Origin of the sequence: Marinobacter sp. AN1 (assembly GCF_026013985.1) — a bacterium.
Lineage (GTDB): Bacteria > Pseudomonadota > Gammaproteobacteria > Pseudomonadales > Oleiphilaceae > Marinobacter > Marinobacter segnicrescens.
In genome coordinates this window covers 3,802,328-3,817,127 of the sequence record NZ_CP110342.1, presented here as the reverse complement: position 1 = coordinate 3,817,127, position 14,800 = coordinate 3,802,328, and the positions used below count along the sequence as shown (strand labels likewise).

General features: G+C 60.9%; 14 protein-coding genes. 6 read left to right on the top strand and 8 right to left on the bottom strand.

Annotated elements, in window-relative coordinates:
• Positions 1–9: 9 nt before the first annotated feature.
• Positions 10–1,164 carry a lytic murein transglycosylase gene (locus LJ360_RS17630; RefSeq protein ID WP_413774437.1) on the bottom strand — a complete coding sequence of 385 codons (1,155 nt, stop codon included), beginning with the start codon at positions 1,162–1,164 and terminating at the stop codon, positions 10–12.
• Positions 1,165–1,411: 247 nt separating this feature from the next.
• Between LJ360_RS17630 and LJ360_RS17625 the strand changes: the two genes are divergently transcribed.
• Positions 1,412–2,236 (top strand): response regulator, encoded by an 825-nt coding sequence (locus tag LJ360_RS17625; protein ID WP_264994582.1) that lies wholly within the window; start codon positions 1,412–1,414, stop codon positions 2,234–2,236.
• Here the strand turns inward: LJ360_RS17625 and phoR are convergent.
• The 5 genes from phoR to LJ360_RS17600 all read right to left on the bottom strand — a co-directional run bounded on the left by phoR (position 2,207) and on the right by LJ360_RS17600 (position 6,486).
• Positions 2,207–3,547, bottom strand: coding sequence for a phosphate regulon sensor histidine kinase PhoR (gene phoR / locus LJ360_RS17620; RefSeq protein ID WP_264994581.1), 1,341 nt, complete (start codon positions 3,545–3,547; stop codon positions 2,207–2,209). The two genes, LJ360_RS17625 and phoR, sit on opposite strands and share 30 nt — an antisense overlap.
• 37 nt (positions 3,548–3,584) lie before the next feature.
• Positions 3,585–4,274 (bottom strand): phosphate regulon transcriptional regulator PhoB, encoded by a 690-nt coding sequence (gene phoB / locus LJ360_RS17615; protein ID WP_264994580.1) that lies wholly within the window; start codon positions 4,272–4,274, stop codon positions 3,585–3,587.
• Positions 4,275–4,410: 136 nt separating this feature from the next.
• Positions 4,411–5,298, bottom strand: coding sequence for a 4-hydroxybenzoate octaprenyltransferase (gene ubiA / locus LJ360_RS17610; RefSeq protein WP_264994579.1), 888 nt, complete (start codon positions 5,296–5,298; stop codon positions 4,411–4,413).
• 74 nt (positions 5,299–5,372) lie between these two features.
• Positions 5,373–5,948: a chorismate--pyruvate lyase family protein gene (locus LJ360_RS17605; protein ID WP_264994578.1), complete on the bottom strand. Its 576-nt coding sequence runs from the start codon at positions 5,946–5,948 to the stop codon at positions 5,373–5,375.
• The gene (locus LJ360_RS17600) at positions 5,929–6,486 is read right to left on the bottom strand and encodes a hypoxanthine-guanine phosphoribosyltransferase (RefSeq protein ID WP_264994577.1); all 558 of its coding nucleotides are present in this window, start codon (positions 6,484–6,486) and stop codon (positions 5,929–5,931) included. The genes LJ360_RS17605 and LJ360_RS17600 overlap by 20 nt, the downstream gene beginning before the upstream one ends.
• 281 nt (positions 6,487–6,767) lie before the next feature.
• Between LJ360_RS17600 and LJ360_RS17595 the strand changes: the two genes are divergently transcribed.
• The 3 genes from LJ360_RS17595 (at position 6,768) to LJ360_RS17585 (ending at position 9,191) form a co-directional block, all read left to right on the top strand.
• Entirely contained in the window at positions 6,768–6,935 is a 168-nt protein-coding gene (locus tag LJ360_RS17595) for a rubredoxin (protein WP_091853242.1), read from the top strand.
• Positions 6,936–6,948: 13 nt separating this feature from the next.
• On the top strand, positions 6,949–8,130 hold the full coding sequence (locus tag LJ360_RS17590) for an NAD(P)/FAD-dependent oxidoreductase (protein ID WP_320108776.1): 1,182 nt from the start codon (positions 6,949–6,951) through the stop codon (positions 8,128–8,130).
• A 191-nt stretch (positions 8,131–8,321) separates the two neighbouring features.
• Positions 8,322–9,191, top strand: a complete 870-nt coding sequence (locus LJ360_RS17585; RefSeq protein ID WP_264994576.1) for an acyl-CoA thioesterase — start codon at positions 8,322–8,324, stop codon at positions 9,189–9,191.
• 63 nt (positions 9,192–9,254) lie between these two features.
• On the opposite strand, the gene LJ360_RS17580 is transcribed toward LJ360_RS17585, so the two are convergent.
• Together LJ360_RS17580 and LJ360_RS17575 are read right to left on the bottom strand one after the other, a co-directional pair.
• On the bottom strand, positions 9,255–11,798 hold the full coding sequence (locus LJ360_RS17580; RefSeq protein WP_264994575.1) for an EAL domain-containing protein: 2,544 nt from the start codon (positions 11,796–11,798) through the stop codon (positions 9,255–9,257).
• Between the two features lie 165 nt (positions 11,799–11,963).
• Positions 11,964–12,425, bottom strand: coding sequence for a flavodoxin domain-containing protein (locus LJ360_RS17575; RefSeq protein WP_264994574.1), 462 nt, complete (start codon positions 12,423–12,425; stop codon positions 11,964–11,966).
• Between the two features lie 220 nt (positions 12,426–12,645).
• Here LJ360_RS17575 and LJ360_RS17570 point away from each other — a divergent pair, with 220 nt between their 5' ends.
• Together LJ360_RS17570 and LJ360_RS17565 are read left to right on the top strand one after the other, a co-directional pair.
• Complete coding sequence (locus LJ360_RS17570; RefSeq protein ID WP_091853235.1) at positions 12,646–14,208, top strand: inorganic phosphate transporter; 1,563 nt, start codon at positions 12,646–12,648, stop codon at positions 14,206–14,208.
• Between the two features lie 141 nt (positions 14,209–14,349).
• A complete protein-coding gene (locus tag LJ360_RS17565; RefSeq protein ID WP_091853233.1) occupies positions 14,350–14,616 on the top strand; it encodes a hypothetical protein in 267 nt (88 codons plus the stop codon).
• The last annotated feature ends 184 nt before the right edge of the window (positions 14,617–14,800 follow it).

Here is a 14,800-nt window from a genome sequence, read left to right as displayed (position 1 = left end):
CTCACCGAATCACGATGACGAAGGTGTAACGCCGAGGCTGTCCAGCAGTTCCGGACCGGGGAAGCCGTCGGCTATCAGTCCTACGCTGGACTGGTAACGGCGGATCGCTGAACGGGTATTTGGGCCAATGATGCCATCCGGGTTGCCGGCCTCGAAGCCTCGCTCGTTCAGGGCCGCCTGCAACTTCAGGACATCATCCCGGGACAGGGTAGGTGCATCTTCGGGGGGCGGATTGGACAGGGCGCCGGCACCCGCGATCCGGTCAGAGAGGTGGCCCACCGCAATGGCGTAGTATTCCGATCGGTTCCAGCCCATGATCACCCGGAAATTGTCGTAGGCCAGGAAGGCCGGCCCCCGGTGCCCGGCAGGGACCACGAGCTTGGCATCAATGGGTTCATCGGCGAGGGGCTGCCCGTAAACATCGGTAACGCCAAGTTCGTTCCACTGGCTCAGGGAACGCCGGCCCTGCCCCGCCAATGCGTAATCAAAGTTGTCTGGCAGTACGACTTCCCGGCCCCAGCGGTAATCCGGATCCCAGCCCATGCTTTGCAGGAAACGCCCCGCTGACATCATGGCGTCCGGTATGCTGCCCCAGAGGTCCCGGCGGCCGTCGTCGTCAGCATCGGTGGCATGTTGCAGGAAAACGGAAGGCATGAATTGCACATGGCCCATCGCGCCGGCCCAGGAGCCTTCCATCCGTTCAGGTTCAATGGCACCTTCGTCGAGGATTTTCAGTGCTGAGATCAGTTCACCGGAGAAATACCTGCCCCTTCGCTCGTCGCAGGCCAGGGTTGCCAGGGCACTGGGTACGGGCATTTTTCCGAAATAGCTGCCATAGTTGGTTTCAAGGCCCCAGAAGGCCACCAGGTAGGCCGGTGGCACGCCGGTCTGGTCGCTGACACGATTGAGCAGTTCGCGGTGCTCTGCCAGCATCTCGCGGCCCTTTCCTATACGGGTCTCACTGACCCTGCGACCGAGATAGTCGGCAAAGGTGGTGGTGAACTCCGGCTGGCGGCGATCCAGTTCGATAACCCTGGGCAGGAATTCCACGCTGGCGAGCACATTGCGGGCGGTTTCGGGAGAAACGCCTTCGGCGACAGCCCGTTGTTCTATATCCTGAAGGCACTGGCCGAAGGTCTCCGGTTTCTCCGGTACCACGGATATCTCGGCGGTGGCCACGAGGCGATCAACAAGCCTGCCGTAGCCAGACCCAGGCGGGTGATGGTACGACTCGGACGCAGGCGTTGTGGTTTGGGGGTAAACGACATCCGCTGTCGATTGTTCAGGGTTTTGACCACGTAATCCTCTCCGTCGGGTGAACGAGGCTTTATAGTAGCCTGATTGAGACAACGATAAACAGCCCATGCCGGCACCACCGGCACCGGGCAAGGGTGCAGGCAGGGGCATTTATATGGCAGTACTCAAGGCACTGGTGGTGGATGACGCCAGCTTCGTCCGGGACCTGGTCAAACGGACCCTGAGGCAGCGTTTCCCGGTGATTGAAATGACCGAGGCACCGAATGGACGGAGGGCCCAGTCACTCATGTCCCGCAACCGGTTTGACCTGATCCTTTGTGACTGGGAAATGCCGGAAATGTCTGGCCTGGAGCTTCTCCAGTGGATGCGGGCCGATGATTATTACCGCAAGGTTCCCTTCATCATGATTACCAGTCGTGGCGACAAGAGCCATGTGGTTGAGGCGGTGCAGGAAGGTGTCTCGGAATACCTGGGTAAGCCGTTCAGCCCGGAGGGTCTGAGCAAGAAGGTGGTCAAGGTCATGGGGCGCACACTCCAGAATGCCATGGCAGGTAGCGGCGCAGCAGCGCCGGGCGCCGATGCCTTCCGGGAATCTGCTGACCTGCTCACCCGCAAGCCGGCCCCGGATGCGCCTGCCCCGGCTGCCGAAAGTCGCCAGGAACGGGGCGGCAAACTGGTGGTGGCAGCGATACGTTTTGCGGACAGCACCCTCAAATGCGTGATCAAGGACATCACCCTGACCGAGGTCCGGGTCATCGCAAAGCGTGACCAGGTGTTCCCCGGTATCCTCGATCCGGCTGTGGTGGATATGGAGGTGGCCGACGGCCGGATGGCCCGGCTCAATGGCTACGTGCACCAGTTACAGGCGGTGGACAAGCGCCAGGACACGGACTTTGTCAGTGTGACGGTGCGCTTCGTGGACGACGACCCGAAGAAGCTGGAGGACCTGTCACACTTTATCGCCGGCTTCCGTCGCTGAGGCCGGAAGGGTTTCCGGTTCTGCCAGGCGCTCCCGGGGGAAGTGGCAGATAAACTCGCTGCCGTCGCCAATCCGGCTGAGGATCTCGAGCTTGCCGTCGTGGTTCAGCAGTACATGCTTGACGATGGCCAGGCCCAGCCCTGTGCCGCCGGTTTCCTTGTGTCGGCTGGGATCGGCCCGGTAGAAGCGCTCTGTCAGGCGGGGGATGTGTATCGGGTCGATCCCTATGCCTGTGTCCTTTACCGACAGGTGTGCCCCCTCCCGGTTGGTATACCAGCTGACGAAAATTTTCCCGCCCGCCGGCGTATACTTGACCGCATTGAAAACCAGGTTGGAGAATGCGCTCCGTAGCTGATCCTGGTCGCCCCTCAGGAAGTGCCGTTCGGCGATATCCAGCTGGAACTCGTGGCCAGCCTCACCACTGAGCGCACGCGCATCCTGGCAGATCTGCCTGCACATCGCTTCGACATTCACCACCACTTCGGCGCCATGGTGTTCGCCGGTTTCCAGCTTGGACAGCAGCAGCAGGTCGGTGATCAGTGCTTCCATCCGGCTGGACTGCTGTGCCATGGTGCGCAGGGCCTTCTGCCAGCGGGCGGGCAGGTCGTCACTGTTGTCTACCATGGTTTCGAGGTAGCCGCTGATCACGGTCAGGGGCGTGCGCATTTCGTGGGATACGTTGCTGACGAAATCCCTTCGCATCTGCTCGAGTTGGAACAGGCGAGTGACGTCTTTGACCACGATCAGGCGATCATCCTCGCCGAACAGGCTGATCTGGATCTGCAAGTGTAGGTGGGGGCGTGCCGGCGAGTTCAGCTCCAGGGGTTCCCGGTAGTCCCGCTGGTCAAAGTACGCCTTGAACGCTGGCGCTCGCAACAGGTTGTGGATGGGCTGGCCGCGGTCGGTCTGTCGTTTCAGCCCCAGCAGATACTCGGCAGAGCCGTTCCACCATTCCAGCACACCACGGGCGTCGGTCATTACCACGCCATCGCGCATGGCATTGGTGGATTCCTGGATACGGTTGAATTGTGCCAGCAGGCGGTCCTGGGTAGCCAGGTGCCCCCGATGGAGCTTGTGCAGGCCATCGAAGATGTCGCCCCAGAGCCCGATGCTTTCTGGTGCCTCTTCACCGGCCCCGGGGTTGGCCAGCCACTGATAGAGCTTGCGGGACTGGACCAGGGTCCACGCCAGGTATAGAAGCAAGCCAGCCAGCAGGCCTTCCAGAGGGTAACCGAACACTACTCCAGCACCGGTGGTCAGGGCCAGAAAAACCAGAATCATCCGCAGGTAGCGGGACCACTTGTAATTCATCGATATCTGACCTGTTCCGGGGGTGTGATGCCGGGGCTTATGCGGCCTTGGTCGAGAATCGGTACCCGGTGCCGCGTACAGTCTGTATCAAGTGATCATATTGGTCGCCAAGGGCCTTGCGCAAGCGTCGGATATGGACGTCAACGGTGCGCTCTTCCACATAGACATTGCCGCCCCAGACCTGGTCCAGTAGTTGTGAGCGGGTATAGACGCGCTCCTGGTGGGTCATGAAAAATTGCAGTAACCGGTACTCCGTGGGGCCCATGCTGATGGCACCTTCAGGTCCGGTAACCCGGTGACCTACCGGGTCCAGGGTCAGGCCCTCCACCTCGATGGGGGACTCGACGCCTGCCGGGGTTGTACGCCGCAGCACCGCTTTCAGGCGGGCGACCAGTTCCCGCGGCGAGAAGGGCTTGGTGATGTAGTCGTCGGCACCCACCTCGAGGCCCTGGATCTTGTTGTCTTCTTCCACCTTGGCGGTGAGCATGATGATGGGAATTTCCGCGGTGGTTTCGTCTTTTTTCAGTCGGCGGGCGAGTTCCACGCCGCTGGTGCCGGGGAGCATCCAGTCCAGCAGGATAAGGTCCGGCTGGCGGTCCACGATCAGGGTGTGGGCTTCCCGTGCATCCGCTGCCTCCAGGTAATTGTAATCGGCCATTTCCAGGGCGACGGCAATCATCTCGCGGATGGGCGCTTCATCGTCAACGATCAGAACGGTCTTGGACATCGGGCTTGTACCTGTGTTCCTTTTGTTTGTTGCTGCATCATTACATCGGGGAACTGTTACAAGTTTATGACATCGTTAACTTACTACATGAAAAATACATATCCGTTGCTGGCCGCGCCAGTTTCGTCGGCCTGGCTCAGAATAATTTGTCCAGTGCCAGCCCGGCGAAAACCACGAAGCCTGCCCAGTTATTGTTGAGGAAAGCCTCGAAGCAGCCTTCCCGGGTGCGGTTGCGTGCCAGGTATTGATGCCAACCGAACAAGGCCGCCATGGAGGCGACCCCCAGGTACCAGAAGAAGCCCAGTTCGGCCTGGGCTCCCACCATCAGCAGGGTGATGATCACCAGGCCCTGTAGCCCGCCAATAATCAACCGGTCCGCGTCACCGAACAGGATGGCGGTGGATTTGACCCCGATTTTCAGGTCGTCATCCCGGTCTACCATGGCATAGAGGGTGTCGTAGGCGACAGTCCACAATACGTTGGCGGTAAACAGCAGCCAGGTTAGGCGACTCAGTTCACCCGCTTCGGCCGCCCAGGCCATGGGGATCGCCCAGGAAAAGGCCGCGCCGAGGAACAGTTGGGGCAGGTGGGTGTAACGCTTCATGAATGGATAGATAAAGGCGAGAACCAACCCACCGAAGGAGAGGTAGAACGTGAGCGTGTTGGTAAACAGCACCACCAGCAGGAAGGAAGCCATAACCAGCGCCAGGAAAAGACCCAGTGCCTCTTTCGGCTGGATGCGCCCGGACGTTAGCGGCCGGTCCTTGGTGCGTTTGACGTGCCGGTCCACCTTGCGGTCGGCGAAGTCGTTGATGGCGCAGCCCGCCGCCCGCATGAAAAATACACCCAGGGTGAACACGACCAGGTTGCCAATGGATGGCATGACACCATCAGCCGCCAGCCAGAGTGCCCACCAGGTGGGCCAGAGCAGTAACAGGGAGCCAATAGGCCGGTCAATCCGCAGCAGGCGGGCATAATCCACCAGGCGGTTGCGCAGGCTCGGGGAAAGGGCGGCCATTGTCATCGGATGTGCTACTCCATGGACGGGTGATCAGACCCCGGGAGTTTAGCACTATCCGGGTTGATGATTTACCCGGCTCAGAGCGGTTGGCTCAGCAATGCCGGCAGAAAATACTCGCCCACCAGCAGGCTGTGGTTATCGCTGGCGAATACGGATCGTCGTGCGTAGCGGGGCTGGTCCGCGTCGAGGGGCTGGCAAAGCCCGGCCTGCAGTGGGCCCCGGGACCATTCCCGGTGACTGAAAAGCCAGGCGCCCAGTGGCTTCCGGCCCAGGTGTCGCAGGCGTCGCCCACGTCCTTCGAGGGTGGCCAGCGGGATAATGGTGCGAGCCAGGACCCAGGGGGTGTCGTCGCCACAGAGGCGGACCTCGCGAATCCAGGCGTGCTGACGCCGGGGAATGTCCAGGGTCAGTGCTTCTTCCAGGCTGGGGGGAGCGAAGCCTTCATTGACGACTTCCACATGGAACCGGTTCCGGCACCTCAATTGCAAGTGACGGGTGAGCGATCCTTCCGCCTGCAGCCAGAACGAGCCGTTGCCCCGCAGATTGGGCTGTTGCAGGCAGGCCTGGCGGAAAGAGTCGTACCAGCGGGTGGGGGGCACGATGGACGCCCGGGAACCGGGCACCCGTGCCGGATCAGAGTCCCTTGACGGCATAGATGCCCGGGGCGTTGCGCCAGTATCCCTTGTAGTCCATGCCGAAGCCGAACAGGAAGCGGTCTTCCACTTCCAGCCCGGTGAAGTCGGCCTTCAGTCCGGGGTGTGCCTTGCGCTGGTGCTGTTTGTCGACCAGCACCGCTGTCAGCACCTGGCTGGCGCCCTGTGCCAGGCAGTAATCAGCGATAGCGCTGAGGGTGGTGCCCTCGTCGAGGATGTCGTCGACGATCAGCACCGTACGACCGTTCATGTCGGCCTCGGGCCGGAGTTTCCACTCCAGGATGCCACCGGTGGTTTCATGGCGATACCGGGTTGCGTGCAGGTATTCCGCCTGTACCGGGAATCTCAACCGGGGCAGCAGCTGGCCTGTGAGGATCAGGCCGCCGTTCATTACGCAGAACAGAAGCGGGTTACTGTCCTTCAGGGCCGTGGTGATCTGCTCGGCCATGGTATCAATGGCCTGGTAGACCTGCTGTTCCGGAACCAGGCAATCGGCTTCCGCCATCACCTGGTTCAGCTCGTCGACGGTGTCGGTCATAGTCGTCGGTCCTGTCGTAAAACGCGCAAGTATAGCGAAGATGATGGTCTTAAGGGAGAGCTGCCGCGTATCCGCAGAGTACGCAAAAACCGGAAGAGGCAGCGTACGGCCGGTTAACGGTGTCCTGCATGCCAAACGCGATACGGATTCATTCAGCTTCAAAGGTATTCCTTTGGGGGTATCGCCGCTATGCGTATCATGGGCTGACGATCGTTCCCGGCGAGTGTCTCCGGGAGAACAACCGAGATCCGGAAGTACAGAGATTTTTCAGGAGGACTGGCGTGAGAAAGTGGCAGTGCGTGGTATGTGGTTTTATCTATGACGAAGCTGAAGGCTGGCCGGAGGATGGCATTGCGCCGGGTACCGCCTGGGAAGATGTGCCGGAAGACTGGGAGTGCCCCGACTGCGGCGTCGGCAAGGAAGACTTCGAAATGATCGAGATTGGCTGAGGGAGCAAAGGCCATGACGGAAATGGGAACGGATCAGCCGCCGGTTGTGATTATTGGCAGCGGGCTGGCGGGTTACTCGCTGGCCAGGGAGCTGCGCAAGCGCGATGCCAGCCTGCCTCTGATGATGATCACGGCGGATGATGGCGCCAGTTATTCCAAGCCCCTGCTGTCCACCGGGTTCACCAAGGGCAAGGCGGCGGACGAGCTGGCACAGGCCGATTGCGGCGCCATGGCGGAGCAACTGACCATGGAAATTCGCACCCACACCCGGGTAACAGGAATTGACCCTGATGCCCATGAGATACGGATCGGTGGCGAACGGCTGCGTTATCGCCAGCTTGTGCTGGCCTGGGGCGCAGATGTGATTCGGCTGCCGGACCCGGTCAGTAGCAACCCCGCTGTCTGTTCCATCAACGATCTCGAGGATTACCGCCAGTTCCGTCGGCACCTGGGCGGACACCGCCGGGTCATAGTGCTTGGCGCTGGCCTGATTGGCTGTGAATACGCCAATGATCTGCGCAATGGCGGCTATGACGTAACCGTGGTCGCCCCTTCCGGACAGGTAATGCCCGGGCTGTTGCCTGAGGCCGCTGCATCAGCGGTTCAGGCCGCGCTGGAGGCGGAAGGTGTGACCTTTCACCTGGGCGTGGCTGCGGACGAGGTTGTCGGGGAAACTGGCTCCGTGCAGGTGCGCCTCAATGATGGTGCTATGCTGCAGGGAGATATCGTCGTATCAGCCGTAGGGCTGCGTCCGCGAACCCGTCTGGCACTGGATGCAGGCCTGAAGGTCAACCAGGGTATCGTCACCGATCGGCTGATGGCGACCAGTGCGCCCGATGTCTACGCACTGGGAGACTGCGCCGAGGTGGAAGGCCATGTGCTGATGTATGTCATGCCGTTGATGGCATCCGCCCGGGCCCTGGCTGCCACCCTCACTGGTGCACCTGCGCCGGTGCAGTGGGGGGCCATGCCGGTGATGGTCAAAACGCCTTGTTGTCCGGTCGCGGTAGTGCCTCCGGAGGTGACGGAAGATGGAACCTGGGAAGTTGAGCGGGAGGGCAACAATGTCCGTGCACTATACCGGGACAGTAGCGGAGCGCTGCTTGGCTTCGCGCTGACTGGCGACCGGGTGATTGAAAAGCAGACCCTGTCCAGGGAGGTGCCGCCGGTACTGGCGACGCTGGATGCCCGGTGAAGGGCGCTTGCACAGCCTCGAGGTATCCGGTAGAAATTACCGCTTCGTAAGCTAAGTGTCCCCGGAGATTGTGGGAGTGGCCGCCTCAGATGGCAGGCTTGCGCCCCGGTTTTCCGGCCCGGGCGACCGGGTGCGGCGGACAAAAAAAGGCCTGGCCACTGCGCTGGCCAGATGAATTTTCAGGAGCAGGCATGCTGGACGTTACCAGAGAACTGGTTGAATTAATGGATCTTGCGCCTATTGGCGATGATCATTTCCAGGGACAGAGTGAAGACCTGGGTTTTCCCAACCTCTTCGGTGGGCAGGTGCTGGGCCAGGCCCTGATGGCCACCACCCGCACCATTGAAGACCGCATGCCCCACTCCATGCACGCGTATTTTCTGCGGCCCGGCAACGCCAGGGCGCCCATCGACTATGAAGTGCAGCGGGTCCGTGATGGTGGCAGCTTCTCGGTGCGCAGGGTGATCGCCCGGCAGGAAGGCAAGGAGATCCTCACCGGGTCTGTCTCTTTCCAGGTAGAGGAAGACGGTTTCGATCACCAGATCGACATGCCGGGTGTGCCCGACCCCATGTCACTGAAGACGGAGCAGGAACTGAACCGGGAGCTGCTGGACCGGGTTCCCGAGAAGTTCCATAACCAGCTCACCCGCAACCGACCCATTGAAATCCGGCCGGTTGACCCGGTCAATCCGCTGGACCCGGACAAACGGTCGCCCCACAAGCAGAGCTGGTTCCGTGCCCAAGGGGAGCTCCCGGATGACCGCATCCTGCATTGCTGCCTGCTGGCCTACGCATCGGATTTCGCGTTCCTCGGCACCTCCCTGAACCCCCATGGCGTTACTTTCATGACGCCGAGCATGCAGGTGGCCAGCCTGGACCACGCCATCTGGTTCCACCGGGACCTGCGTATGGACGACTGGCTGCTGTATGACAAGGACAGTCCCAGTGCTGCGGGTGGCCGTGGTTTCAATCGGGGCAGCGTGTTCAACCAGGATGGCATTCTGGTGGCCTCCACTGCCCAGGAGGCGCTGATTCGTCAGCGAAAGCCTGCGAAGAAATGACGCCCACCGCCAGCTGCCGATGGTAGCAGCTGGCAATCTCCCAACCGGTATCCCCGGTAGTTGTCAGAGCGCGGAGGTGCCGGCTTCCGGCCGGAGCTGGCTGATCAGGTGAGGCAGGGGTTGTGGCCTGGCCAGTACGTACCCCTGGATCATGTCGCAGTCCATCTCCCGCAACAGTTCCGTGGTTTCCTCGTCTTCGACACCTTCCGCCACCACCTGGTAGCCCAGGCTGTGACACATATCGATGGTGGTCTTCACGATAATGCGGTCATCAATGTGAGACAGCAGGTCGGTAATCAGTGACCGGTCAATCTTCACCTCACAGGCGGGCAGCTGCTTGATATAGGACAGGGACGAGTAGCCGGAACCGAAGTCGTCGATGGCCAGGGGAATGCCGGCATGGTCCAGCGAGCGCAGGGTGCGCATGGAGTTGGCGGGATCCTGCATCATGGACGTTTCGGTAACCTCCAGGATCAACCGGCCCCGGTGCTGGTGGTGGCTGGTCATCAGGCGCTGGACAAACAGCGGGAAGTCCCGCTCTCGCAGGTTGTTGGGGGAGATGTTGATGGATACGGTCAGATCCAGGCCGGCCTCCAGCAATACCTTTCGCGCCCCCAGTGCCTGTTCCATGACCCAGCGGGTCAGGGGCCGGATCAGGCCGCTTTGTTCTGCTACGGCAATGAGCTCGTCGGCGAACACTGTCGGTTGGCGCCCCGGCCAGCGGATCAGTGCTTCGACTCCGACAATCTCATTGCGTTTGAGGCAACGTTTGGGCTGGAACCAGAGGGCCAGCTGGTTTTCGTCGATAGCCTTGCGCAGTTCGGTCACCAGGGTGAGCCGTTCAGGGCTGTAGGGATCCCTGGCCGGGTCGTAAAAGGCAAGTCCCTTCTCCCGGGCGATCGGTGTTTCCTGGGCCACATAGGCCTGTCTCACCAGTGTATTGAGGTCCTTGCCGTGGTCCGGGAACAGGGCCACCCCGATACAGCAATCCATGGGAACCTGCATGCCCAGGTAATCAATGGGTTCGCGCAGTTGTTCCATGCTGCGGGCGATCTGGCGGGGATTGGCTGAAGCGGTGCCCGCATCCATCAGATAGGCGAAGGTAGACGGCTCCAGCACCCCCAGGCAGTCCTGCTCTTTGGTGCCAATGGACTGTATCCCCGGCAGGTCCCGTGCGATCTGGTGCAGGCGCAGGCTGACCAGCTCCAGCAAGCGATCCGAATTGCGGTGGCCCAGGGTCTTGGTAACGGCTGCCAGGTTATCAAGTTTTACAACGCAGATCGCCCAGCGCCGGCCGGGGCAGAGGTGTAGTTTTTCGCTGGCGTTCAGTTCAAAGCAGGCCCGGTTGGGCAAATGAGTGAGAGGGTCCCGCATGGCCTGGTCCATGACCCGCTGCTCCGCCCTGCGCTGAGCTGACACAGCTGCCAGCTCAGCCTCCCGGGAACGGGTGCGGGACTCTCGCTCCTGGTAGATGCGATTGGCCAGGGCCATGGTGAGCACTGCCGCCTGCAGGGTTGAGCCCAGCTGCAGGCCATAGGTGGTTATAAAACTGTTGGGCAGCAGTCCGTATATGTTGGCGCCGGTGATCAGGCAACCCAGGGTCAACGCGCCCCAGGCCAGTGTATAGATACCCGACTGCGGATGGTTGCGTAACCAGAGCACCGGGCCAATAATGGCCAGCAGCAGGCAGGTCACCAGCCCGACGGCCACCGAGAACCGGACAGACAGGTTGTAGTCGAGCGCCGCCACGCCGATCAGAGCGAGTATGTCGATGTAAAGGGCCACCTGCACCGCATAGTAGATCCAGCCGCCTACCTGTTTAAGGCGCAGGAAGGTCCGCGAGAACAGGACAATGGAGATCAGCGCCAGGGGTATGGCGACCAGGATACTGTAGTTCTGTAACGCCGGGCTGCCGGGCCAGAGCACCGGGTAGGTAACGCCTCGCAGGGAGGCCAGCAGTAACAGGAAGCTTGCCGTCGAGGCCAGGTAATACAGGTAGATTTTTTCCCGCAGCGAGACGAACACGACCAGGCTGAACAGGGTGATGGTGACCAGGGTGCCGTAATAAAGGGAGTGGAGCTGGTCTTCCCGGGACAGTTGCAGGAACAGCTCGCCGGTTTCGAGTAATTGCATCGGCACATGGTGTGCGCCTTCGGTCTGGATTCGCAGCAGAATCTGTTGGCTGGCGCCCGGCTCCCCGACAATGGGAAACAGGAAGTTTGGGTGGGGCAGTGGTCTTTCGCGGAAAGGCAGTCGGTCACCGGTGCGTGTTAGCTCGCCGGGCTTACCCTCGTTCACTAGCCAGAATCGGACGTCGTCCAGGTGCGGGTAGGCGATTTCCAGTATCCGGCGACTGTGTCCTGGTGATATCTCCATCCGATACCAGAAGGTGTCCGTTTCATAGCCGAAATTCGGCGTGCGTCCCGGCAGCGTCTGCCAGTCGCCGCTGGCCAGGGCCGCTTCAGGGGAAAGGTTGGCCTGGCCCGGAGCCAGTCGCAGGTACTCGACAGACACCAGTGCCCCGGATGCTGCGCTGGCAGCCCATGCTGAAGGGCCGCACAGGCAGAGCATGGCCAGCAGTGATGTCAGTAGCGCCGTTCGCCGCACAGGAATCCTGTCTTTGGAAGCGTGTCGTGGGGGCAATCTTTCGAACGAGTATCAAGATTACAAAACGCTTACACAAGCGTCATGTTGCCACCAGATGTTGCAGGATAGTGCCAGTGTGTAACGGGATGTTGTGTGATGGGGTTCGCGCTATGGGCGTGCCACCAATCAGCGATCGGTGGACCTTACCTGTTCAAGCCACGCCCTGGCCCAGGGCAGGGCTTCTGCTTCCGGCTGCATGGTCTCCATGGCATCGATACGCAGGGTGTCGCCAACTTTGCGGGCAGCGACTTCCAGCAGGGCCTCCTCCATGAGTTCACCGGCACCGCAAAAGGTGTCTCCGTAGGAGCTGTCTCCCAGTACGATCACGCCGAAAGGCCGGCCTTCCTGCAGGGGCAGGGTTTCCCGCAGCTCGACGTAGAACGGCAGCAGGTTTTCGGGCACTTCTCCCTGGCCTGTGGTCGAGGTACATACCAGCACCGGGCCGTTGGTGTCAGTCAGGCTGGCAAGCGTGGGTCTTTCGTGTACGGTGATGCGAACGTCCTCGCCGGACAGTTCGTCCCGGAGCTTGCGGGCGGTCATCAGGGCGCCGCCGTATACGCTGCCCACCAGGATCTGGATCTCGGTCATGGAGTCTTGGCCTCGGCACTGGATTGAGGGGCGTCATCTTAGCCGGGGGCGGACGGCTCCTCAAGCGTCAGACAGAATCCTCGGGGCGGATGGATTGAAGAGCGCGGCAGGGGCAGGTGCGGGCGTCTATACTCGGCTACAAATAAAGGGCGGTTTGTTTCAATTTGGTGTCAGAAATTTTATAGTGCCGCCCTCCAATCTGCTGCATGAGAAACCCGTAATGGCGAAATCATCCGGATTCATGGACCAGGTGCTGACCAGCCAGACGACGGAACGTTACCGCATTGGCATCAGCCTTATTTTCCTCGCAATCGTCGGGTTAGTGGTAACCCAGATCGGCGGTGATATGACCGGCAAGCCGCTATTGGTTGCGGCAGCGGTGATTGCAGGCTATATGGCCATCAACATCGGCGCCAACGACGTGGCCAACAACGTGGGCCCGGCCGTGGGGTCCGGTGCTATCTCCCTGTTTGCAGCGGTGATGCTGGCGGCGGTGTTCGAAGCCGCAGGGGCCATTATTGCCGGTGGTGACGTGGTATCCACCATCAAGGGCGGCATTATCGCTCCTGAGCGACTGGATGACGTGAATACCTTCGTCTGGCTGATGACTGCCGCCCTGCTGGCTGGTGCATTGTGGCTCAACCTGGCGACCTGGATGGGTGCGCCGGTGTCCACCACACACTCAATTGTCGGGGGCGTTCTGGGTGCGGGGATCGCAGCCGGTGGCTGGGGTATTGCGGACTGGTCGGTGATGGCCAAAATCGCCGCCAGCTGGGTGATTTCCCCTGTCCTTGGCGGCCTGATTGCGGCATTTTTCCTCTACGCCATCAAAAGAACGATCCTATACCAGGAAGACCTGGTAGCAAGTGCACGCCGCTTCGTCCCCTGGCTGGTGGCCATCATGGCCTGGGCTTTCGGCACCTACCTGATGATCAAGGGCGTCAAGAAAATCATCTCTGTGGATTTTCTCGGTGCCACCCTGGTGGGCCTGGCTGTGGCGGCGGTTGTGTTCATTCTGGTGCGGGTAAGAGTCAGTCGGCGAGCCGCCACCATGGAAAACAACACCGATGGGGTAAACGCCCTGTTTGTCTGGCCGCTGATCTTTGCGGCGGGGCTGTTGAGCTTTGCCCATGGCGCCAACGACGTGGCCAATGCCATCGGCCCGCTGGCAGCGATCAATGACGCCCTGGCGGCATCCAGCATCGTTTCTGATGCGTCTATCCCGCTGTGGGTCATGATGGTAGGTGCCCTGGGCCTGTCAGTTGGCCTGTTGCTGTTTGGACCCCGGGTGATCAAGGTGGTGGGCTCCGAGATTACCGAGCTGGATAAGTCCCGGGCCTTCTGTGTGGCCCTGTCAGCAGCGCTCACGGTCATCCTGGCTTCCCAGCTGGGGCTGCCGGTGAGTTCAACCCATATTGCCATTGGCGGTGTGTTTGGTGTGGGCTTCCTGCGTGAATACCTCAAGCGCAGCTACGCCAGCCAGATTCATACCATGCTGGATCGTCACGACGAGGAAGAACGGGCCCGGCTGCAGCCTTTCCTGGACGATTTCCGCAATGCCACAGTGGAGGAAATGGAGGCCCTGCTGAAGGAAGCCCGCAAGCACAAGCAGGATATCCCCCTGTCCAAGAAGGAGCGCAAGAGGCTCAAGAAGATCTACCGGGAAGAGCTGGTCAAGCGTTCCCACCTGATCCGTATTGCCGCCGCCTGGGTGATCACCGTGCCGGTGTCCGCAATCCTCGCGGCTATCCTGTACTTCACCATCCGTGGCCTTATGATCTGATCCTGTTCCCGGCAGGCTGGTGTCCAGCAGTCCTGTCGGGGCGGTCATGCCTGTTGGCGTGCGTGAGCGCGGCTGGCCGTGGTGGCAGCGAATACTGCATACTCTTGTCTGTCCTTTCCCTGAACTTTTCCGGAGATGTCTATGAGCACAGCAAATGAAAGTCGCCAGGCGAAGGTGATTGGCGAGCTGAGGGTTTTTATCAAGAAGGTGCTGAGTGATCCCACGGTGGCGGTAAAGTGCGTCGAGGTGGCCCGCAAGCACCGGGGCAAGCCGGATGCCCACCAGTTGGTGGCTGACGAGATCAGTGCCTCAACCACGGTTCGCATTCCCGAGAACTGGAGTGAGGCGGACAGGATGTTCCTGGAGATTCTCGACGACGTACTGGATGATGAGGAAGCGCTTTACTGATTTCGGTGTTTGACCACTGTTGAAGAGGCAGTTTTTGGCAGCTAACTCACATCTACGGGTGATCGGGTGGGTGGGGGATGCTTTTGGAGCAGCGCCATGGATGGCGCGGAGCAAGGCGGGTGCCAGGGATGGCCCCTGAATTGCGGCGGAAAAAGCATCCCCCACCTGCCCGGTCGCCTTCACC